Source organism: Mycobacterium sp. NGS64, assembly GCF_059812245.1.
In genome coordinates this window covers 1-23,085 of the sequence record NZ_JCALCI010000010.1, presented here as the reverse complement: position 1 = coordinate 23,085, position 23,085 = coordinate 1, and the positions used below count along the sequence as shown (strand labels likewise).

Here is a 23,085-nt window from a genome sequence, read left to right as displayed (position 1 = left end):
ATGGAACTTGATGACCGGGCTCTCCCGCTGACGCGGGGACAGCTGGACATTTGGCTCGCGCAAGAAACGGGTCACTCCGGCACGGAGTGGCAGCTTGGCGTGCTTGTCCGATTCGACGGCACCGTAGACCGCGAATTGCTTCAGCGGGCGATCCGCCACGTGATGCGGGAGGCCGAACCGGCCAGGGCCGCCGTATTCGAGGTGGACGGCCAGGTCTTTCAAAGAGCGATCGAATACCCGGACCTCGAAGTGGCCTTCCACGACCTGAGCGACACCCGCCATCCGGTGCAGGAAGCCCGTCGAATGGCATTATCGATCCAACAGACGCCGATGCCCCCGGCCGGACCGCTTTTCAAGTTCACGTTATTCCAAACATGGTCCGATGAATTCTATTTGTTCGGGTGCTTCCATCACATAATTGTGGACGGCACCGGAATCACGCTTATCGCGAATCGAATTGCGACCGTGTACGCCGCGATTGTTGCAAACGCAACCATTCCGCCCGCGTTCTTCGGCTCGTTGCCGGACTTGGTTCGCCTCGAGTCGGAGTACGAAGTGTCCACCGATTACCGGGACGATCAGGACTACTGGACGGCGAACCTGCCCCCGGAAAGCGGACCGCACAACGGGTTCCTCCCGGCCGCGGATGAGGGGGAGCGGTCCGCGCCGTCCGCGCCGGTTCGCCTGGACCCGGCCGTCCTCCGACGAGTCCAGGAGTTGTCCGACGAGTGGAAGGTGCCGCGCTCGTCGGTCATCACCGCGGCGTGTGCGCTGTTGGTGCGCGGGTGGTGCGCCGAGGGCTCGGAGGTGGTGCTCGAGTTTCCGGTCAGCAGGCGCGTGCGTCCGGAGTCCAAGACGCTGCCGGGGATGGTCTCCGGGGTGGTGCCGCTGGTGTTGAGCGTTTCGCCGAACTCCACCGTCGCGGGCTTCTGTGAGTATGTCGATGCGCGAATCCGGGAGGCGCTGGAGCATCAGCGGTTCCCGGTGCACGCCCTGGAGCGCAAGGCCGGTCAGGGGCGGTCGACCAATCGGGTGAGCGTCAATTTCATGCCGTCGAAGATGACCATGGACTTCGCCGGCGTCGCGGCGTCGGCGTCCTTCACCAACCCCGTTCAGGTAGGCGCCTTCGCGTTGATGTTCTCCGGCGGCGGGGACCAGATTTTCCTCAGCACGGCGGGCACCGGCAGCCCGTTGGCGAATTTCGACGTCGCCGAGTTGGCGAGGCGGCTGGGCCGGGTGCTGGTCGCGATGACCGCCGACCCGGGGCGGCGGATCTCGTCGATGGAGCTGTTCGATGCCGCGGAGCTGGAGGGGCTGGACGGTTGGGGCAACCGGGCGGTGTTGAGCCAGCCGGCGCCCGCTTCGCAGTCGATTCCGGCGATGTTCGCCGCGCAGGCCGCGCGCGCCCCGGAGGCGGTGGCGATCACGTTCGGGGACTCGTCGTGGACCTACCGCGAGGTAGAGGAGGCCGCTGACCGGTTGGCGCACGTGCTGGCCGGCCACGGGGTGGGCCCGGGGCGGCGGGTCGCGCTGCTGCTGGAGCGCTCGGCCGAGGCGATCGTGGCGATCCTGGCGGTGCTCAAGACCGGGGCGGCGTACGTGCCGATCGACCCGGCGGTGCCGGCGGCCCGAATCGATTTTATGCTCGACGACGCCGCGCCGACCGCGGCGATCACCGCCGCCGGCCTGGTCGACCGGCTCGGCGGGCGCGATCTGCTGATCATCGACCTCGCTCAGCTCGCCGACCCCGCCGTCGGCCCCCAACCCGGCACGGCGCTGCCGGTGCCGGAGCCGGACAACGTCGCCTACCTCATCTATACGTCGGGGACGACCGGCGTCCCCAAGGGCGTGGCCATCACCCACCACAACGTCACCCGGCTGCTGGAGTCCCTGGACGTCGAGCTGTCGCCGGGGCATGTGTGGTCGCAGTGGCACTCGCTGGCATTCGACGTCTCGGTCTGCGAGATCTGGGGTGCGCTGCTGTCCGGCGGGCGCCTCGTGGTGGTTCCCGAGTCGGTGGCGCGGTCGCCCGAGGACTTCCATGCCCTGCTGGTCAAAGAACGGGTCGAAGTCCTCAGCCAGACCCCGTCGGCGTTTTATGCGCTGCAAACCGCGGACGCGCTCGCCCGCGAGCTCGGACGTCAGCTGCAACTCCGGGCGGTGATCTTCGCCGGTGAGGCACTGGAACCGCAGCGGTTGCGGACGTGGCTGGACAACCACCCTGAATCACCGCGGCTGCTCAACTTGTACGGCACCACCGAGACGACGGTGCACGCCTCGTTCCGGGAGATCTTCCCCGCCGACGTCGACAGCCCCCTCAGCCCCATCGGCGTGCCGTTGGGCCGGTACGCCTTCTTCGTCCTCGACGCGTGGATGCGACAGGTGCCGGCCGGGGTCGTCGGTGAGTTGTACGTGGCCGGCGGCGCCGCCGGGTGTGGGTACTGGCGGCGGCCGGGCTTGACGTCGACGCGGTTTGTCGCGTGCCCGCTCGGGCAGCCCGGTACTCGCATGTATCGCACCGGGGACCTGGCGTGGTGGGGCGCCGACGGGCAGCTGCGCTACGTGGGTCGGGCCGACGAACAGGTCAAGATCCGCGGCTTCCGCATCGAGCTGGGCGAGGTCCAAGCCGCACTCGACGGCCTGGACGGGGTCGAGCAGGCCGTCGTGATCGCGCGCGAGGACCGCCCCGGTGACAAGCGCCTGGTGGGGTATGTGACCGGGACCGTCGAGCCGGCCTCGTTTGCAGCGCGAGCGCGCGCCGCGCTGGCCGAGCGGCTGCCGGCCTACATGGTGCCGGCCGCGGTGGTGGTGATCGACGCCGTCCCCCTGACCGTCAACGGCAAGCTGGACAAGCGGGCCCTGCCGGCACCCGAGTACCAGGACGTCGATCGCTACCGGGCCCCGGGCAACGCGGTCGAGGAGATCCTGGCCGACATCTACGCGCAGGTGCTCGGGCTGGAGCGCGTCGGGGTGGACGAGTCGTTCTTCGAGCTCGGCGGCGACAGCATCTTGTCGATGCAGGTGGTGGCGCGCGCGCGGGCCGCCGGGGTGGTGTGCCGACCGCGGGACATCTTCGTCGAGCAAACCGTGGCCCAGCTGGCCCGGGTCGCCGAAGTCGCCACCGGTGGTGCCGACGCAAGCGACGAGGGACTCGGCCCGGTGGTCGCGACACCGATCATGCGCTGGCTGCGCGGTGTCGCGGGACCGGTCGACGAGTTCAACCAGACCGTGTTGGTTCAGGCGCCCGCGGGGGCGACCGAGGCCGACGTGGTGGCGGTGTTGCAAGCCGTGCTGGATCGCCACGCCACGCTGCGGCTGCGGGTCGACGGCGACGGTGCGGACGGCTGGTCGCTGACGGTGCCCGAGGCCGGCTCGGTGGACGCCCGCGGTTGCCTGCGCGCGGTGCCGGCGTTGTCCGACGAGGCGGTGATCGAGGCGCGGTCGCGGCTGGACCCGGCCGCCGGGGTGATGCTTAGCGCGCTGTGGGTGCCCGACACCGGGCAGTTGGTGTTGATCGTTCATCACCTGGCGGTGGACGGGGTGTCGTGGCGGATCCTGCTCGAGGACCTCAACATCGCCTGGGCCCAGCATCGCGGCGGGCAGCAGTTGGTGTTGCCGGCGCCCGGAACGTCGTTTGCGCACTGGTCGTCGCTGCTGGCCGAGCATGCGCGCAGCCCCGAGGTGGTGGCGCAGGCCGACGCCTGGCGGCGGATCGCGGCGGCGCCCGCGGCGCTGCCGGCGGTGCGCCCCGAGGTGGACACCTACCAGACCGCGGGCAGCCTGTCGGCGCAGCTGGATGCCGAGACCACCCGCGCGCTGCTCGACGAGGTGCCGGCGGCGTTTCACGCCGGGGTGCAGGACATCCTGCTGATCGCGTTCGCCTTGGCGGTGGCGGAATTCGTGGGCAGCGGCGGCGCGCCGATCGTCATCGACGTGGAGGGTCACGGGCGCCAGGAGGACCTGGCCCCCCATGTCGACCTGTCCCGCACGGTCGGCTGGTTCACCACCAAATACCCGGTGTCGGTCTCGGTCGGCGGGCTGGACTGGGCGCGGGTGGTGGCCGGTGACGCGGGGCTGGGGACGGTCGTCAAAGACGCCAAAGAGCAGCTGCGCGCGCTGCCGGACGGCTTGACCTACGGTCTGTTGCGCTACCTGAACGGCGACGTCGAGCTGCCCCCGTCCGACCCGCCGATCGGGTTCAACTATCTGGGGCGGCTCGGTGGGGCGGCCGAGGCGTCCGACGACGTGTGGCGGCTCGGTCACGACGGCTGGTCGGTCACCGACGTCGCCGCGGCCATCCCCATGCCGCTGATGCACACCGTGGAGCTCAACGCCAGCACGGTCGACGCCGACACCGGCCCGCAGCTGCACGCCCGCTGGACCTGGGCGCCCTCGACCCTGAATCACGCGCAGGTCAGCCGGCTGAGCCGGTTGTGGTTCGACGCGTTGGCCGGCATCTGCGCGCACGTGCGCGGCGGCGGGGGCGGGTTGACGCCCTCCGACATCGCGGCCGGCCTGAGCCAGCAACAAATCGACGACCTTCAGCGGCAATATGCGGATAGCTGACGTATTGCCACTGACCCCCCTGCAGCAGGGGCTGTGGTTCCATGCCATCACCGCCCAGGGCGGCGACGACATCTATTCGGTGCAGCTGGAGATCGCGCTGAGTGGTCCGCTCGATCAGGACCGCCTGCGCGACGCCGTGCTCGCGGTGGTTACCCGCCACCCCAACCTCGCGGCCCGATTCTCCGACAAGTTCGACCAGCCGGTGCAGATCATCCCGGCCGATCCCGTGGTGCCGTGGCGCTACGTCGACCTGCGCGGGGGCCGCCCGGACACCGACGAGCAGATCCGCGAGGTGTGCGCCGCCGAACGCGCCGCGGTCTGCAATCTCACCAACCAGCCGGCCTTCCGCGCCGCGCTCATCGGCATCGGCGAAGATCAGCACCGGCTGGTGCTGACCAACCACCACATCGTGATGGACGGCTGGTCGCTGCCGATCCTGCTGGGTGAGATATTCGCCAGCTATCACGGGCAGTGGCTGCCGGCGGCGGCGAAATATCGAAGCTTCGTCACCTGGCTGACGAGCCGTGACCTCGATGCCGCCCGCGAAGCCTGGCGCGAGGCGCTGGCCGGATTCGACACCCCCACGCTGATAGCCCCGCCGGGCCGGTTGGGCCTGGGGCCGCGCGGCGTTGCGTCGTTCCACGTGCCCGAGCAAACCACGCTGGCGTTGGGCGAGCTGGCGCGCTCCAGCCACACCACCGTCAGCACCGTGGTGCAGGCCGCGTGGGCCCAGCTGCTGATGTGGCTGACCGGCCGCAACGACGTCACCTTCGGCACCACGGTCTCGGGGAGGCCGCCCGAGGTGCCCGGCGCCGACACGATGGTGGGCTTGTTCATCAACACCGTGCCGGTGCGGGCGAGCATCACCGCGAACACCACCACCGCCGACCTGCTCGATCAACTGCAGAACGCCTACCGCCACACGCTCGACCACCAGCACCTGGCGCTCAGCGAGCTGCACCGGATCACCGGCCAGGACCAGCTGTTCGACACCATGTTCGTCTACGAGAACTACCCGCTCGACGCGGCCGCATTGTCGGGCGGCCAAGGTGACCAAGGCTTGGCCATCACCGATTTCACCCACCGCGAGTACAACCACTACCCGCTCGCCGTCCAGGCCATGCCGGGCGGCGCGGAGATGGGTCTGCGCGTCGAGTTCGACACCGACGTGTTCGACGCGGCCGACATCGAAACGTTGATCGAGCGGTTCAAGCGGGTGCTGGCGGCGATGACGGCCGATCCGGGTCGGCGGTTGTCGTCGATGGATGTGCTGGACCCCGCCGAGCACGCCCGGCTGGAGCGGTGGGGCAACCGCGCGGGGTTGACCCAGCCGGTGGGTGTGCCGGTGTCGATTCCGGTGCTGTTCGGCGCGCAGGTGGCGCGCACGCCGGAGGCGGTGGCGATCACCGCGGGAGACCGCTCGTGGACCTACCGCGAAGTCAAGCAGGCGGCAAACCGGTTGGCGCACCGGCTGGCCGGCCAGGGCGTGGGTCCGGGGCAACGCGTGGCGCTGTTGTTGCCGCGGTCGGCCGACGCGGTCGTCGCGATGCTGGCGGTGCTGAAGACCGGGGCGGCGTACGTGCCGATCGATCCGACCGTCCCGGCCGCCCGGATGGGGTTTGTGCTCGACGATGCCGCGCCGATCGCCGTGATCACCAACGCCGGCCTGGCGGACCGGCTGGACGGGCGCGATGTGGCGGTCATCGACATCAACGACCCCGCAATCGATCGCGAACCCAGCACCCCGATGCCGGCACCGGCCCCCGACGACGTCGCCTACCTCATCTACACGTCGGGCACCACCGGAACCCCCAAGGGCGTGGCGATCCCGCACCGCAACGTGACCCGGTTGCTCGAAACGCTGGACGTCGACCTGGAATTGGCGGGCCAGGTCTGGTCGCAGTGTCACTCGCTGGCGTTCGATTTCTCGGTGTGGGAGATCTGGGGGGCGCTGCTCTACGGCGGCCGGCTGGTGATCGTGCCCGACTCGGTGGTCCGCTCGCCGCAGGAGCTGCACGCCCTGTTGGTGGCCGAAGAGGTCACCGTGCTGAGCCAGACCCCGTCGGCGTTTTACGCGTTGCAGACCGCCGACGCGGCGCAGCCCGAGCCGGAACCCCGCCTGAAGCTCGAGGCCGTGGTGTTCGGCGGCGAGGCGCTGGAACCGCAGCGACTGCGGGGCTGGCTGGACAACCATCCCGGTTTGCCGCGGCTGATCAACATGTACGGCATCACCGAGACGACCGTGCACGCGTCGTTCCGCGAGATCGTCGCCGGCGACGTCGACAGCATCGCCAGCCCCATCGGGGTGCCGCTGGCCCATCTCGGATTTTTCGTGCTCGACGGGTGGCTGCGGCCGGTTCCGGCAGGCGTGGTCGGGGAGTTGTACGTGGCCGGCGCCGGGGTGGCGGACGGTTATGTCGGCCGGCCCGCGCTGAGCTCGACGCGGTTCGTGGCCTGCCCGTTCGGGGAGCCGGGTCACCGGATGTACCGCACCGGCGACCTGGTGTGGTGGGGCGCCGACGGCCAGCTGCGCTACGTCGGACGCGCCGACAAACAGGTCAAGATCCGCGGCTACCGCATCGAGCTCGGCGAGATCCAGGCGGCGCTGATGGCGCTGGACGGAGTCAAGCAGGCGGCGGTGATCGCCCGGGAAGACCGCCCCGGGGACAAGCGCCTGGTCGGCTACGTCACCGGCAGCGTGGACCCGGCCTCGTTCGGGGCGTCGGCGCGTGCGGCGCTGACCGAGCGGCTGCCGGCGTACATGGTGCCGGCCGCGGTGATGGTCATCGAGGCGCTGCCGCTGACGGTCAACGGCAAACTCGACACCCGGGCCCTGCCGGCACCCGAATACTCCGACGGCGACCACTACCGCGCCCCGACCACCGCGGTCGAGGAGCTGCTGGCCGGCATCTACGCGCAGGTGCTGGGTGTGGAGCCGCCGCGGCTGGTCGGGGTGGACGACTCGTTCTTCGACCTCGGCGGGGATTCGCTCTCGGCCGTGCGCCTGGTCGCCGCGGTCAACACCGGCCTGGATGCTGGTCTTTCGGTGCGCACGTTGTTCGAGGCGCCCACGGTCGCCCAGTTGGCGACCCGAATCGGTGGGGAGGAAGCCCGGTTGGAGCCGCTGCTGCCGTTCGCGGCGGTGGAGCGGCCCGCGGTGATCCCGCTGTCGTTCGCCCAGAGCCGGTTGTGGTTCATCGACCAGTTCCAGGGCCCGTCGACGATCTACAACATGGCGGTCGCCCTGCGGTTGCGGGGGCGGATGGATGCCTTCGACGAAGAAGCGTTGGGCGCCGCGCTGTCCGACGTGGTGGTCCGGCAGGAGAGCCTGCGCACGCTGTTCGCCGCGCACGACGGCATACCGCGCCAGCTGATCGTGCCCCCCGAGCGGGCCGACTTCGGTTGGGCCGTCGTCGACGCCGCCGGCTGGTCGGAAAGCCAGCTGGCCGAGGCGTTCGACGCCGTAGCCCACCACCATTTCGACCTGGCATCCGAGATCCCCATGCGGGCAAGGCTTTTCCGGATTGCCGACGACGAGCACGTGCTGGTGGCCGTGGTGCATCACATCGCCGCCGACGGCGCGTCGATCACCCCGCTGGTGCGGGATCTCGGGGTGGCGTACGCCTGCCGCAGGGTGGGGCAAGCCCCCGACTGGACCGATCTGGCGGTGCAGTACGCCGACTACACGCTGTGGCAGCGCGGGCAGCTCGGGGATCTCAGCGATAGCGGCAGCCGGATTGCGGCGCAGTTGGCCTATTGGCAAGAGGCCCTGTCGGGGATGCCGGAGCACCTGCAACTGCCCACCGATCGGCCCTACCCGCCGGTCGCGGACTACCGCGGCGCGAGCGTGTCGGTGGACTGGCCCGCGGAGCTGCAGCAGCAGGTGGCCCGGGTGGCCCGGGAACACAACGCCACCAGCTTCATGGTGATGCAGGCCGCCATGGCCGTGCTGCTGGCCAAGCTCAGCGCGAGTTCCGATGTGTCCGTAGGGTTTCCGATCGCCGGACGCGGGGACCCCGCGCTGGACGAGCTGGTGGGCTTCTTCGTCAACACCCTGGTGTTGCGGGTCGATCTGGCCGGCGATCCCAGCGTCGCCGAACTGCTCGCTCAGGTGCGCGCGCGCAGCCTGGCCGCCTACGAGCACCAAGACGTGCCCTTCGAGGTCCTGGTGGAAAGGCTCAATCCCACCCGCAGCCTGACCCACCACCCGCTGGTCCAGGTGATGCTGGCCTGGCAGAGCGGGCAGGGCACCGGCGGCCCCGCCGCCGGGCTCACCCTGGGAGGGCTGCAGGTCACACCGCTGCCGCTCGACACCCGGACCGCCCGTACCGACCTGGCGTTCTCGCTGGGGGAGACGTGGACCGACGACGGCGAGCCGGCCGGAATCGCCGGGTCGGTGGAATTCCGGACCGACGTGTTCGACGCCGCCAGCATCGAAACGCTGATCGAGCGGCTCAAGCGGGTGTTGGCCGCCATGACGGCGGATCCGGCGCGGCGGCTGTCGTCGGTGGATCTGCTCGACGAGGCCGAGCACGCCCGCCTCGACGAGGTGGGCAACCGCGCGGTCTTGAGCCTGCCCGCGCCGGCCGCGGTGTCGGTACCCGAGCTGTTCGCCGCGCAGGTGGCCCGGGCCCCGGAGGCGCCGGCGGTGACCTTCGCGGGCCAAACGATGACCTACCGGGAACTCGACGAGGCCGCTAACCGGTTCGCGCACTTGCTATCTGGCCGCGGGGTGGGCCCCGGTGGTTGTGTGGCGTTGCTGCTGGAGCGTTCCGCCCGGGCCGTCGTGGCCATGCTGGGGGTGCTGAAGACCGGGGCGGCCTACCTGGCCATCGACCCGGCGCTGCCCGCGGCCCGGATCGGGTTCATGCTGGGTGACGCCGCGCCCGTCGCCGCGGTCACCACCGCCGGGCTGGCCGACCGGCTGGACGGGCGGGACCTGACGGTCATCGACATTGACGACCCCGCCGTCGAGGACCAACCGGCCACCGCGCTGCCGGCGCCGTCGGCCGACGACATCGCGTACCTGATCTACACCTCGGGGACCACCGGGACGCCCAAGGGCGTCGCGATCGCCCACCGCAACCTGGCGCACCTGGCGCAGTCGTCGCACCCGGCGCTGCCGGCGACGCAGGTGTGGACGCAATGCCACTCGTACGCGTTCGACTTCTCGGTCTGGGAGATCTGGGCCGCGCTGCTCGGCGGCGGGCGGCTGGTGGTGGTGCCCCCGTCCGTCGTCGCCTCACCGGACGACTTCCACGACCTGCTGGCCCGGGAACGGGTCAGCGTGCTCACCCAAACCCCGTCGGCGGTGGCCGCCCTGTCCCCGCAACGGTTGGAGGCCGAGGCGGTGCTGCTCGGCGGCGAGGCCTGCTCGGCCGAGGTGGTGGACCAATGGGCGCCCGGGCGGGTGGTGGTCAACGCCTACGGACCCACCGAGGCGACGGTGTACGCCTCGATGAGCGCGCCGCTGCGGGCGGGGTCCGGCGCGGCTCCGATCGGTGCGCCCGTGTCGACGGCGGCGCTGTTCGTCCTGGACGAGTCGCTGCGGCGGGTGCCGGCCGGTGTGGTCGGGGAACTGTACGTGGCCGGGCGGGGCGTCGGCGTCGGATACGTCGGCAGGACCGGGCTGACCGCCTCGCGCTTCGTGGCCTGCCCGTTCGCCGGCGCGAACGCGCCCGGGACCCGCATGTACCGCACCGGCGACCTGGTGCGGTGGCGCGCCGACGGGCAGCTGCAATACCTGGGCCGCGCCGACGAGCAGGTCAAGATCCGCGGATACCGCATCGAACCGGGCGAAGTCCGGGCCGCGCTGGCCGCGTTCGACGGTGTGGAGCAGGCGGTGGTGGTCGCCCGCGAGGACCGCCCCGGCGACAAGCGCCTGGTCGGATACATCACCGGGACCGCGGACCCGGCCGCGCTGCGATCCGCGCTGGCCGAGCGGCTGCCGGCCTACATGGTGCCGGCCGCGGTGGTGGCGCTGGACGCGTTGCCGCTGACGGTCAACGGCAAGCTCGACGCCAGGGCCCTGCCGGCACCGGAATACGAGGCCACCGATCGTTACCGTGCCCCGAGCAACCCGACCGAGGAAATCCTGGCCGGCATCTACGCCCAGGTGTTGGGCGTGGACCGGGTCGGGGTGGACGACTCGTTCTTCGACCTGGGCGGGGATTCGCTGTCGGCGATGCGCCTGGTCGCCGCGATCAAGACCGGCCTGGGCGCCGGGGTCGCGGTGCGCGCCGTGTTCGAGGCGCCCACGGTGGCCCAGTTGGCGACCCGCCTGCACGGTGGCGAGGGCGGCCTGGACCCGTTGGTGGCCGTCGAGCGGCCCGCGGTCATTCCGTTGTCGTTCGCCCAGCACCGGTTGTGGTTCATCGACCAGCTGCAGGGCCCGTCACCGGTCTACAACCTGGCGGTGGCGCTGCGGCTGCGCGGACGGCTGGATGCCGACGCATTCTGCGCGGCGCTGGCCGACGTGGTGGGCCGCCACGAAAGCCTGCGCACGCTGTTCGCCGCCCCCGACGGGATACCGCAACAGCTGGTGCTGCCCGCCGAGCGGGCCGACTTCGGTTGGGACGTGGTCGACGCGACCGGGTGGTCGCGACGCCGGCTGCAGGCGGGCATCGAGGAGACGGCGCGGCACAGCTTCGATCTGGGAGCCGAGATCCCCTTGCGGGCAAGGCTTTTCCGCGTCGCGGACGACGAACACGTGCTGGTCGCCGTGGTGCACCACATCGCCGCCGACGGCCTGTCGATCCCCCCGCTGGTGCGTGACATATCCGTCGCCTACGCCAGCCGGTGTCTCGGACAGGCACCCGGTTGGACGCCGTTGCCGGTCCAGTACGTCGACTACACGCTGTGGCAGCGCGCGCAATTCGGCGATCTCAACGATCAGGACAGCCCCATCGCCGCGCAGCTGGCGTACTGGGAGCAGGCCCTGGCGGGGATGCCCGAGCGGCTCGGGTTGCCCACCGACCGGCCCTACCCGCCGGTGGCCGATCAGCGGGGCGCCAGCGTGGTGCTGCAGTGGCCCGTCGAGTTGCAGCGGCAGGTCGTGCGGGTGGCCCGCGAACACAACGCGACCAACTTCATGGTGATGCAGGCCGCGCTGGCCGTGCTGCTGGCCAAGCTCAGCGCGAGTTCCGATGTGGCGGTGGGCTTCCCGATCGGGGGACGCCGCGACCCCGCGCTCGACGAGCTGGTCGGCTTCTTCGTCAACACGTTGGTGTTGCGCGTGGACGTGGCGGGCGACCCGAGCGTCGCCGACCTGCTGGCCCAGGTGCGGGCGCGCAGCCTGGCCGCCTACGAACACCAGGACGTGCCCTTCGAAGTGGTCGTCGAGCGGCTGAACCCGACCCGGTCGCTGACCCACCACCCGCTGGTGCAGGTGATGCTGGCCTGGCGGACCCTGCACGACACCGCCGGCGACCCCACCGCCAGGTTCGCGGCGGGAGAGCTGGAGCTCACCCAGATGCCGGTGGACACCGGCACCGCCCGCATGGACCTGGCGCTTTCCCTGGAAGAGCACTTGGACGCGGACGGTGAGCCGGCCGGCATCGGCGGGGTGGTGGAATTCCGCACCGACGTGTTCGACGCGGCCACCATCGAAACCCTGATCGAGCGGTTGCAGCGCGTGCTGGTGGCGATGACCGCTGACCCGACCCGGCGGCTGTCGTCGATCGGCGTGCTCGATGACGCCGAGCGAATCCGGTTGGAGGACTGGGGCAACCGGGTCGCGTTGACCGAGCCGGCGAGGCCGCCGGTGTCGATTCCGGAGCTGTTCGCCGCGCAGGTGGCGCGGGTGCCCGACGCGGCCGCGGTGACCTTCGAAGGCCGGTCGATGACCTACCGCGAACTCGACGACGCGGCAAACCGGTTGGCGCGCCTGTTGGCCGGCGGGGGCGTAGGGCCGGGCCGGCGCGTGGCGCTGCTGCTGCCCCGCTCGACCGAGGCGATCGTGGCGATCCTGGCGGTGGTGAAGACCGGTGCGGCGTACGTGCCGATCGATCCGGCGGTGCCGGAGGCCCGGATGCAGTTCGTGCTCGGCGACGCCGCGCCCGTCGCCGCGATCACCACCGCGGAGTACCGCCCCCGGCTGGACGGACACGATCTGCTGATCATCGATGTCCAAGACGCCGCCGGCGACGCCGCCGACCCCGCCGTTGACGCCCGCCTCGGCACCTCGTTGTCGGTGGCCTGCCCGGACGACGTCGCCTACATCATCTACACCTCGGGCACGACCGGCACCCCCAAGGGCGTCGCGGTCCCGCATCGCAACGTCACCCGGCTGCTGGACACCCTGGCCGGCGACATGGACCTGGTGGGCCGGGTGTGGTCGCAGTGTCACTCGCTGGCGTTCGACTTCTCGGTGTGGGAGATCTGGGGCGCGCTGCTCTACGGTGGCCGCGTGGTGGTGGCGCCCGACTCGGTGGTGCGCTCGCCCGAAGACCTGCATGCACTGCTGGTGACCGAAAGGGTCAGCGTCCTGAGCCAGACGCCGTCGGCGTTCTACGCCCTGCAGGCCGCCGACGCGTTGCAGCCCGAGCTGGCGTCCCAGTTGCAGCTGGAGGCCGTGGTGTTCGGCGGCGAGGCGCTCGAACCGCAGCGCCTGCGCGCGTGGCTGGACAGTCACCCGGCCCGGCCCCGGCTGATCAACATGTACGGCATCACCGAGACGACGGTGCACGCCTCGTTCCGCGAGATCGTCGCCGACGACGTCGACACGGCCGTGAGCCCCATCGGGGTGCCGCTTGGCCACCTGGGTTTCTTCGTGCTCGACGAGTCGTTGCAGCCCGTGCCCCCCGGTGTGGTCGGCGAGCTGTACGTCGCCGGCGCCGGCTTGGCGCACGGGTACGTCGGGCGCGCGGGCCTGACCGGGACGCGGTTCGTCGCGTGTCCGTTCGCGGGAGCGCCGGGACAAAGGATGTATCGCACCGGCGACCTGATGAGCTGGGGCGCCGACGGGCAGCTGCGTTACATGGGCCGTGCCGACGAGCAGGTCAAGATCCGCGGCTACCGCATCGAGCTGGGCGAGGTTCAGGCGACGCTGAACGGCCTCGACGGCGTCGAGCAGGCGGTGGTGATCGCCCGCGAGGACCGCCCCGGCGACAAGCGCCTGGTGGGTTACGTGACCGGAACGGCGGACCCGGCCGAGGTGCGCGCCGCGCTGGCCGACCGGCTGCCGGCCTACATGGTGCCGGCCGCGGTGGTGGCACTGGACGCGCTGCCGCTGACGGTCAACGGCAAACTCGACACCCGCGCCCTGCCGGCGCCGGAGTATCAGGACGTCGATCACTACCGCGCCCCGGCCGATGCGGTCGAGGAGATCCTGGCCGGCATCTATGCGCAGGTGCTGGGGCTGGAGCGGGTCGGGGTCGAGGAGTCCTTCTTCGAACTCGGCGGGGACAGCATCCTGTCGATGCAGGTGGTGGCGCGGGCGCGCGCCGCCGGCGTGGTGGTTCGGCCGCGCGACATCTTCGTCGAGCAGACGGTGGCCAAGCTCGCCCGGGCGGCCGGGGTGGTCGCCGACGAGGCCGAGGTGATCGACGAGGGCGTCGGCGCGGTGGTGGCCACGCCCATCATGCGCTGGCTGCAGAGCGTGGATGGACCGATCGACGAGTTCAACCAGACCGTGCTGGTGCAGGCCCCGGTGGGGGTGACCTCGTCCGACGTCGTGGCGGTGTTGCAGGCACTGCTGGATCGGCACCCGATGTTGCGGCTGCGCGTCGACGACAACAACACCGACGGCACCGACGGGTGGTCGGTGACGGTGCCCGAACCCGGCGCGGTGGACGCGCGCGGGTGCCTGCAAACGGTGGACGTGCTGTCCGACGACGCGGTCACCGCGGCGCGGTCGCGGTTGAACCCGGCCGCCGGGGTGATGCTGAGCGCGCTGTGGGCGGCTCCCACCGGGCAGTTGCTGTTGATCGTTCACCACCTGGCGGTCGACGGGGTGTCGTGGCGGATCCTGCTCGAGGACCTCAACCTGGCCTGGGCGCAGCACCGCGGCGGCCAGCAGGTGGTGTTGCCGGCGCCGCGGACGTCGTTCGCCCGGTGGGCGGCGCTGCTGGCCGAGCACGCCCACCGTCCCGAGGTCGTGGAGCAGGCGCGCGCGTGGCGGCAGATCGCCGCGCTGCCCGCGGAGTTGCCGGCGGTGCAACCCGAGGTGGACACCTATGCGACCGCCGGGAACCTGTCGGTCGAGCTCGACGCCGAGACGACCCGGATGCTGCTCGGCGAGGTGCCGGCGGCGTTCCACGCCGGCATCCACGAGATCTTGTTGATCGCGTTCGCCTTGGCGTGTGCCGAGTTCTTGGGCACTGGCGCCGCGCCCATCGTGATCGACGCGGAAGGTCATGGGCGCCAGGAGGAGCTGGACGCAGGCGTCGACCTGTCGCGCACGGTGGGGTGGTTCACCACCAAGTACCCCGTGGCGCTCGCGGTGGGCGGGCTGGACTGGGCGCAGGTCCTGGCCGGTGATGCGGGGCTGGGCGCGGTGATCAAGGACGCCAAGGAGCAGCTTCGCGCCCTGCCGGACGGTCTGACCTACGGGATGCTGCGCTACCTGAACAGCGATGTCGACCTCGAGGGGCCCGACCCGACGATCGGGTTCAACTACCTCGGGCGGCTGGGCGCCGCGGCGACCGAGGTGTCCGGGGACATCTGGGAGATCCGCCAGGACGGCTGGTCGGTGACCGGCGTTGCCGCGGCGACGCCCATGCCGCTGATGCACACCGTCGAGCTCAATGCGGGCACCCTGGACGCCGAGACCGGCCCGCGCCTGCGCGCGGGGTGGACGTGGGCCCCGTCGGCCCTGGATCAGGCGCGGGTCAGCCGGCTGAGCCGGTTGTGGTTCGACGCGTTGGCCGGCATCTGCGCGCACGTGCGCGGCGGCGGGGGCGGCTTGACGCCGTCGGACATCGCGCCGGCCCGGCTGAGCCAGCTGCAGATCGACGAGCTGGCGCGGCAATACCGCATCGCCGACGTGCTGCCGCTGACCCCGCTGCAGCAGGGGCTGCTGTTTCACGCCAGCACCGCCCAGGGCGGCGACGACGTGTACGCGGTGCAGCTCGACGTCACGCTGAGCGGTCGGCTCGACCAGCACCGCCTGCGGGACGCCGTGCACACCGTGGTCGCCCGCCACCCCAACCTGGCGGCCCGCTTCAGCGCGCGGTTCGACCAACCGGTGCAGATCATCCCGGCCGACCCCGTGGTGCCGTGGCGCTATCTCGACCTCAGCGGGGGCGATGCGGACGTCGACGAGCAGATCCAGGAGGTCTGCGCCGCGGAACGCGCCGCGGTCTACGACTTGGCCGACCATCCCGCCCTGCGGGTCGCGCTGATCCGCACCGGGCAAGACCGGCACCGGTTCGTGCTGACCAATCACCACATCGTGCTGGACGGGTGGTCGCTGCCGATCCTGCTGGGCGAGCTGTTCGCCAGCTATTACGGCCAGCGGCTGCCCGCGGCCGGGTCGTACCGCAGGTTTGTGTCGTGGCTGGCCGGCCGTGACGTCGACGGCGCCCGCGCGGTGTGGCGCGAGATATTCGACGGCTTCGCCGCGCCCACACTCGTCGGGCCGCCGGACTGGTTCGGGCTGGGCCGGCGCGGCGTTGCGTCGTTCCGGGTGCCCGAAGACACCACCCGGGCGCTTGGCGAGTTGGCGCGCACGCGGCACACCACGGTGAGCACCGTGCTGCAGGCCGCCTGGGCGCAGCTGCTGACCTGGCTGACCGGCCAGCGCGACGTCGCCTTCGGCGCCGTGGTCTCCGGGCGGCCGGCCGAGGTGCCCGGCGCGGACTCGATGGTCGGGCTGTTCATCAACACGGTGCCGGTGCGGGCGACCATCACGAACGAGACCACCGCCACCGACCTGCTGGATCAACTGCAAGGCGAACACAACCGCACGCTGGACCACCAGCATCTGGCGCTGAGCGAGGTCCACCGCGTCACCGGCCACGCAAGGCTCTTCGACACCGTGTTCGTCTACGAGAACTACCCCGCCGATCCCGCCGCCTTGGCGGGGACCGACGGGTTGGCCGTCACCGACATCGCCAACCGCGACTACTACCACTACCCGCTCACCGTCCAGGCGCTGCCGGGCCGGGAGTTGGAGCTGCACGTCCAATTCCGCGCGGACGTTTTCTCACCGGCCGACATCGAGGCGCTGATCGAGCGGTTCCAGCAGACGCTCGTCGCCATGACCACCGGCCCGACGCGACCGTTGTCGTCGATCGCGGTGCGAGACGACGGGAAGCACGCGCGCCCGGACCGGTCGGGCTACCACCCGGCGCCGGCGCCGTCGGTGCCGGATCACAATGGCAACGGAAACGGCCACCATGCCCCCACCAGCCTGGTCGAACGGATCTTGACCGGCATCTACGCGCAGGTGCTCGGGCTGGACCACGTCGGAATCGACGAGTCGTTCTTCGAACTCGGCGGGGACTCCCTTGCCGCGATGCGAGCCACGGCCACGATCAACACGGCCCTCGACGCCAACCTCGAGGTGACCGCGCTGTTCGAGGACCCGTCGGTCAGGCGGTTGAGCCAGCGCTTGGCCGGACATGCCTGCGCGGTGGATGTTCCCGCCGCCAGCCCGGCCGGCGATTAGCCGCACACGGGGCCGGTGCGGTCGCTACCACATGGATGGCACTAGGCGGTAGCGAACCTTCTGCGTGTACTCGAGGTACCCCTCCAACTCCTTCTGGAGCAGCTTCTCCTCGTCGCGGATGCGCGAGGCCAGCACGAGCAGGCCGGGAACGACGAGAACCAGTCCCCAGTAAGAACCGAGCGCGAGGGGGATGCCGACCATCATGATCACGTTGCCGGTGTACATCGGATGCCGCACCAGCCCGTACAGACCGCTGGAGACGACCTCTTGGCCCGACTGCACCTGGACGGTCGCCGACGCGTAGCTGTTCTGGATGATCACCAGCGCCACCACGCCCAGGCCGATGGCGACCAGGACGTCTCCGACCCCGCAGACCGCCGTCGGCACCGGCGACCAGCCGAAGCGGTGATCGAGGGCGCTGACCACGACCATGGCGGCCAGCGATACGTACAAGCCGGCGATGATGACGCGCTGCGCCGTCCGGCCCTCGGCCGCCGGGCCCCCGCGCATCCGGGCTTCCAGCGCGGCGGGATTCCTACGGAGTAAGTAAACGGCGGGGATCCAGGCCGTGATTCCGACGACGACCAGAAAAACCCATGCCTGCCAGTAATTGAATGTGCCCGCGGGAAAAAATAGCATCGCGCCGAACACGACGAACTCAACAACACCGAAGACCAGCATTTTAGGAATGGCTTTCACCCATCCTCCTTCGTCCGTCGGTACGGGACGCCAAGAGCGCAGCGTTCATTGCCGCAGCCGCCGGCGGCACAGCACTGAAACTACCGTCGCCCACCCGAAGGATGTGTGCGATTCGTGATAGCCATACGCCGGACCCCGGGGCGGGTCCGGCGCGGGCGTCGAGTCGGCTAAGGCTTACGGAAGGAGGCGCTCAGCCGGCACCTGCGCTACCGGAAGCAACGCGAAATCATCTACGGGCGCGCATTCCCTGGGTGTGTCCCGGCAGGAACCCCCGCGCCGCAGTTTCTCGATCGCGGCGAGCACTTGGCGGCCCACCGCCATCTGGTACTCACGCAGGTATTGCGCGCGGCGCGGGTCGTCCTCTGCCAAGTGGTGGGTGAGCGGGTGCTGCGTCTTCCAAACCGCGTCCTGCGCCGCTTCCCCCACGGCGACCAGAAAGTCGTCCTCGTCCATGCTCCCCCAATCGCGCGCCACCGCTCCAGTATCGGTAATTCTCCATCTGGAAGGCAGTTTTAGCAATTTTTACCCACGGCATTTCGTTATTAAACATCTGCCAAGTGAGAATGGATCCAGTAAACATTTTCATGTCGGCAACTATCGCCCGGAAATGAGCCTCGCGTACGGTCATTACGAACTGATCGCCCTGCTTGACATGGCATCTGGTACCGGCGCGGGTTCGTGGAAGGCTCGAGGGTACGGGTCGTAGGGGTTGGGGAGGGCAAATTCCTTTTCGAAGCCGGCGAAGTTCCCCTGACGCAAATTAAGGTTTTCACTTGGTTTGCCGACCCGCCCGCTGTCTGCCCAACGTAATTGGAGTTCACCAGCCCGAACGGCGGCGACGAGACAGGCGCCGCCGAGCTCGGGAAATTGCCGGCAACGGAAATTTCACCGGCTCGATGGAGCCGGCCAACCGTGGCGGGCGGCTCTGGGTGCGTCGACGCGCCCGCCGATGGCATCCGACGTCCTCGAGTAGCGGCATCCCGGCGCGTGTTCGCGAACTTTCGCGCCGAACCACCGAAAGATACGCAAAGTTGAGAATGCCGCACCGGATCGTGATTTAGGATCGATTACGGCGGAATGAGATGAACGAAGTTATGTGTGCCGATCATGACCGGGGTTGGCAACGGTGACCGCGCTGCGATGGCAAGCGCGAACGCCGGGACCCCGCCTGATCGCCGTTTGCGACCGGCCCGCCGCGGGCGCAGAACACCACGGACGAAATCCCGTGAAACGTTGTAAGGCACGTGTACAACGGGATAGGTTTTCACTTTCGTCCTTGGATTGTGATCGTCGCGTGAAGGCCTGCGAGCCGGAGGCGGTCTTCGGAGGTCAGCGGTGTCCTATGTGATCGCAGCGCCGGACGTGCTTGCGGCCGCGGCGGCGAAGGTGGCGAGCATCGGCTCGTCGGTCAGCGCTGCGAATTCGGCGGCGGCGGCCTCGACCACCGGTGTCGTCGCGGCGGCCGGTGACGAGGTTTCGGCGGCGGTCGCGTCCGTATTCTCCGACGTCGCAAAGCAGTTTCAGGCCTTAAGCGCTCAGGCAGCGACCTTTCAATCCCAGTTCGTGCAGGCCCTGACGGGGTCGGGCGGGGCATATGCGGCGGCCGAGGCGACCAACGCCGCCAGCATTTCGCCCTATTCGATCTTCGCGCCGATCTGGAACGCGGTGGCCGACGCCTCCGGGGCGACCCCGCCGCCCAGGACGGACGTCCTGGGGACCGTGATGTACGAGTTGAACCAGACCAGCCAGCAGCTCGTCGGGGCACCGCTGTTCTTCAACGGCGCCGACGGAACGCAGGCCAGCCCGAACGGCCAGAACGGTGGCCTGCTGCTCGGCAATGGCGGCAAAGGCTGGGACTCCACCGTCGCCGGCGTGGCCGGCGGCAATGGCGGGCAGGCCGGGATCTTCGGCAACGGCGGCGCCGGCGGCCTGGGCGGCGCCGGTGCCTCCGGCGGGAACGGCGGGGCCGCCATTTGGGGCGGCAACGGCGGGGCGGGCGGGGCCGGCGGGGCCTCCCTCACCTCGGGGGTGAACGGTGGTAATGGCGGCACCGGCGGGCCCGGTGGGTTCCTGTCGGGTGTCGGTGGTGCCGGCGGGGCCGGCGGGAACGCGACCGACGCGACCGGCGGCACCGGCGGAGCCGGCGGCAACACGGGCTTCCTCGGCGGCGCCGAATTGGGGGTGGGCGTTCCGCAAGGCGGTACCGGCGGGGCGGGCGGCATGAGCCTCACCGGCCAGGGCGGCACCGGCGGGGCCGGCGGCGCCGGCTTCACGTTGGGCGGGACCGGCGGGGCCGGCGGCCAGGGCGCCACCGGCGGTGACGGCGGCGCGGGCGGTGTCGCGTTCAACCTGGGCTGGGGAACCGCCACCGGCGGGACGGGCGGCGAGGGCGGCATCGGCACGGTCGGCGCCGGGGGCAACGGCGGCCACGGGGGCGGCGCGATCATGGGTCCCTACAACTTCACCATCGACACCTTCAACGGCCTGGCGCTCTACCCGCCCGAGTGGGGCACGGCCACCGGCGGGCTCGGCGGCGCAGGTGGCTTCGGCGTCACGGTCGGCGGTACCGGCGGCACCGGCGGCACCGCGCAGAACTACTTGGCGACGGGACATTCGATCGGCGGCACCGGCGGGACCGGCGGCGGCGGCGCCACCGGCGGCAACGGGGGCAACGGGGGCAACGTCTTCGCGATCACCGCGGGCAATACCACCGTCGGAACCGGCGGCGCGGCCGGCGGGACCGGCGGGACCCCCGGCAACCCCGGGCAGGTCATCACACCTTAGCGACGGCCGATGTCGCCCGCCCCGTAGGCTGAACGCCCATGAATGCCTTACCGCGGGCACCGATCGAGCTATCACCGCTGGCGTGGCTGGACGCGGTGGAGAAGCAGCGCCGCGAGGCCGGGCTGCGACGCTCGCTGCGCCCGCGTCCCGCGGTCACGACCGAGCTGGACCTGGCTTCCAACGACTATCTCGGGCTGTCGCAGCACCCCGACGTCATCGAGGGGGGCGTTGCCGCGCTGCGCATGTGGGGCGCCGGGGCCACCGGCTCGCGCCTGGTCACCGGCGACACCGAGCTGCACCAGGAATTCGAGTCCGAGCTCGCCGACTTCGTCGGCGCCGCCACGGGCTTGCTGTTCTCCTCCGGATACACCGCCAACCTGGGGGCCGTCGTCGGCCTGTCCGGCCCCGGTTCGCTGCTGGTGTCCGACGCCCTTTCGCACGCCTCGCTGGTGGACGCGTGCCGACTGTCGCGCGCCCGGGTGCGGGTGACGCCGCACCGCGACGTGACCGCCGTCGACGCGGCTCTGGCCTCCCGCGACGAGGAGCGCGCCGTCGTCATCACCGACTCCGTCTTCAGCGCCGACGGCTCGCTGGCCCCGGTGCGCGAACTGCACGAGGTGTGCCGCCGCCACCGCGCGCTGCTCATCGTCGACGAGGCGCACGGCCTCGGGGTGCGCGGCGGTGGGCGCGGGCTGCTGCACGAGCTCGGCCTCGCGGGCGCGCTCGACGTCGTGATGACCACGACGCTGTCCAAGGCGCTCGGCAGCCAGGGCGGGGTGGTGCTCGGCCCGGCCCCGGTGCGCGCGCACCTGATCGACGCGGCCCGGCCGTTCATCTTCGACACCGGCCTGGCGCCGGCGGCGGTGGGCGCCGCGCGGGCCGCGCTGCGGGTGCTGCAGGCCGAGGGGTGGCGGCCGGACGCGGTGCTGCGCCACGCCCGCTTCCTGGCCGAGACGTGCGGCGTGCCGGACGTGCCGGCGTCGGCGGTGGTGTCGGTGATCCTGGGCGATCCGGAAGTCGCGCTGGCCGCCGCGACCGCCTGCCTGGACGCCGGCGTCAAGGTGGGCTGCTTCCGCCCCCCGACCGTGCCCGCGGGGACGTCGCGGCTGCGCCTGTCGGCGCGCGCGTCGCTGGACGCCGACGACCTCGACACCGCGCGCCGGGTGCTGACGGACGTGCTCGGCGTGGCGCGCCGTTGACGGTTCTGGTCGTCACCGGCACCGGCACCGGGGTCGGCAAGACGGTCGTCACCGCGGCACTGGCCTGCCACGCCCGTCAGGCCGGTCTCGACGTGGCGGTGTGCAAGCCGGTCCAGACCGGCACCGACGCGGGCGACGACGACCTCGCCGAGGTGGGCCGGCTGTCCGGGGTGACCGAACTCGTCGGGCTGGCCCGCTACCCGCTGCCCATGGCGCCGGCCGCCGCGGCCGAGCAGGCCGGGACGACGCTGCCCACCGGCGAGCGCGTGCAAAGGCTCATCCGCGACCTGGACCGCCCCGGGCGGCTGACGCTGGTCGAAGGCGCGGGCGGCCTGCTGGTCGAACTCGCCGACCCCGGCGTCACGCTGCGCGACCTCGCCGTCGGGCTGGGCGCCGCGGCGCTGGTCGTGGTCGGCGCCGAGCTGGGCACCCTCAACCACACCGCGCTGACCCTGGAAGCCCTTGCCGCCCAACGAGTTCCGTGCGCCGGGCTGGTCATCGGGAGCTGGCCGGCCCGGCCCGGCCAGGTGGAGACGTCGAACCGGTCGGCGCTGGCAAAGCTGGCCCCGGTGCGGGCCGCGCTGCCCGCCGGCGCGGCATCCAGGCCCGACTTCGCGGCCATGAGCGCCGAGGCGTTCGACCGCGACTGGGTGACCGCGCTGGTGCGCTGATGGTCCATTCCATCGAGCTGGTCTTCGACCCCGACACCGAAGAGGCCGTTCGTGGCATCTGGCGGGAGTTGGCCGTCGCCGGCATCCCCAGCCAGGCGCCCGCGAGCCGGCCGCACGTCACGCTTGCCGTCGCCGAACGCATCGACCCCCAGGTCGACGCGCTGCTCGGTCCGGTCGCCCGACGACTCCCGCTGGACGCGGCGATCGGCGCGCCGGTGCTGTTCGGGCGGGCGAACGTCGTGTTCGCGCGCCTGATCGTGCCGACCAGCGAACTGCTGTCCCTGCACGCGGATGTGCACCGGTTGTGCGGTCCGCATCTGGAGCCGGCGCCGATGTCGAACAGCCTGCCCGGCCAATGGACCGCGCACGTGACCATGGCGCGCCGCGTCGGTGGCCACCAGCTTGGCCGTGCGCTGCGCATCGCGGGCCGACCGTCGCAGCTGGACGGCCGCTTCGCCGGTCTGCGCCGCTGGGACGGCGGCAAGAAGGTCGAGCACCCGCTGTAGGGCGCGTGCATCCTGGGCTTCGCGTGTGAAGCCACGGCGCGAAAATCGCC

The 23,085-nt window shown here is 71.0% G+C and carries 8 protein-coding genes; 6 read left to right on the top strand and 2 right to left on the bottom strand.

The annotated features are described in order from the left end of the window. A complete protein-coding gene (locus tag AC5Y4S_RS26180; protein WP_500035481.1) occupies window positions 1–4,566 on the top strand; it encodes an amino acid adenylation domain-containing protein in 4,566 nt (1,521 codons plus the stop codon). Then, the gene (locus AC5Y4S_RS26175) at window positions 4,553–17,176 is read left to right on the top strand and encodes an amino acid adenylation domain-containing protein (RefSeq protein WP_500035480.1); all 12,624 of its coding nucleotides are present in this window, start codon (window positions 4,553–4,555) and stop codon (window positions 17,174–17,176) included. The genes AC5Y4S_RS26180 and AC5Y4S_RS26175 overlap by 14 nt, the downstream gene beginning before the upstream one ends. A gap of 24 nt (window positions 17,177–17,200) precedes the next feature. On the opposite strand, the gene AC5Y4S_RS26170 is transcribed toward AC5Y4S_RS26175, so the two are convergent. Together AC5Y4S_RS26170 and AC5Y4S_RS26165 are read right to left on the bottom strand one after the other, a co-directional pair. Further along, complete coding sequence (locus AC5Y4S_RS26170; RefSeq protein WP_500035479.1) at window positions 17,201–17,875, bottom strand: methyltransferase family protein; 675 nt, start codon at window positions 17,873–17,875, stop codon at window positions 17,201–17,203. Between the two features lie 174 nt (window positions 17,876–18,049). Beyond that, the gene (locus tag AC5Y4S_RS26165; RefSeq protein WP_500035478.1) at window positions 18,050–18,328 is read right to left on the bottom strand and encodes a hypothetical protein; all 279 of its coding nucleotides are present in this window, start codon (window positions 18,326–18,328) and stop codon (window positions 18,050–18,052) included. Window positions 18,329–19,210: 882 nt separating this feature from the next. On the opposite strand from AC5Y4S_RS26165, the gene AC5Y4S_RS26160 reads away from it, so the two are divergent. Genes AC5Y4S_RS26160 through AC5Y4S_RS26145 form a run of 4 tightly spaced genes read left to right on the top strand, consistent with a single transcriptional unit; the run spans window position 19,211 to window position 23,035 of the window. After that, the gene (locus AC5Y4S_RS26160; RefSeq protein ID WP_500035477.1) at window positions 19,211–20,659 is read left to right on the top strand and encodes a PE family protein; all 1,449 of its coding nucleotides are present in this window, start codon (window positions 19,211–19,213) and stop codon (window positions 20,657–20,659) included. Window positions 20,660–20,697: 38 nt separating this feature from the next. Continuing rightward, window positions 20,698–21,858 (top strand): 8-amino-7-oxononanoate synthase, encoded by a 1,161-nt coding sequence (locus AC5Y4S_RS26155; protein ID WP_500035476.1) that lies wholly within the window; start codon window positions 20,698–20,700, stop codon window positions 21,856–21,858. Then, window positions 21,855–22,529 carry a dethiobiotin synthase gene (bioD, locus tag AC5Y4S_RS26150; RefSeq protein ID WP_500035475.1) on the top strand — a complete coding sequence of 225 codons (675 nt, stop codon included), beginning with the start codon at window positions 21,855–21,857 and terminating at the stop codon, window positions 22,527–22,529. The genes AC5Y4S_RS26155 and bioD overlap by 4 nt, the downstream gene beginning before the upstream one ends. Then, complete coding sequence (locus AC5Y4S_RS26145; RefSeq protein ID WP_500035474.1) at window positions 22,529–23,035, top strand: 2'-5' RNA ligase family protein; 507 nt, start codon at window positions 22,529–22,531, stop codon at window positions 23,033–23,035. Before bioD ends, AC5Y4S_RS26145 begins: the two co-directional genes overlap by 1 nt. The last annotated feature ends 50 nt before the right edge of the window (window positions 23,036–23,085 follow it).

What these genes read in the sequence shown, in the direction of transcription:
- AC5Y4S_RS26180 (WP_500035481.1), top strand. Translation starts at nt 1, where the DNA reads ATGGAACTTGATGACCGGGCTCTCCCGCTGACGCGGGGACAGCTGGAC.
- AC5Y4S_RS26175 (WP_500035480.1), top strand. Translation starts at nt 4,553, where the DNA reads ATGCGGATAGCTGACGTATTGCCACTGACCCCCCTGCAGCAGGGGCTG.
- AC5Y4S_RS26165 (WP_500035478.1), bottom strand. Translation starts at nt 18,328, where the DNA reads ATGGACGAGGACGACTTTCTGGTCGCCGTGGGGGAAGCGGCGCAGGAC.
- AC5Y4S_RS26155 (WP_500035476.1), top strand. Translation starts at nt 20,698, where the DNA reads ATGAATGCCTTACCGCGGGCACCGATCGAGCTATCACCGCTGGCGTGG.
- AC5Y4S_RS26145 (WP_500035474.1), top strand. Translation starts at nt 22,529, where the DNA reads ATGGTCCATTCCATCGAGCTGGTCTTCGACCCCGACACCGAAGAGGCC.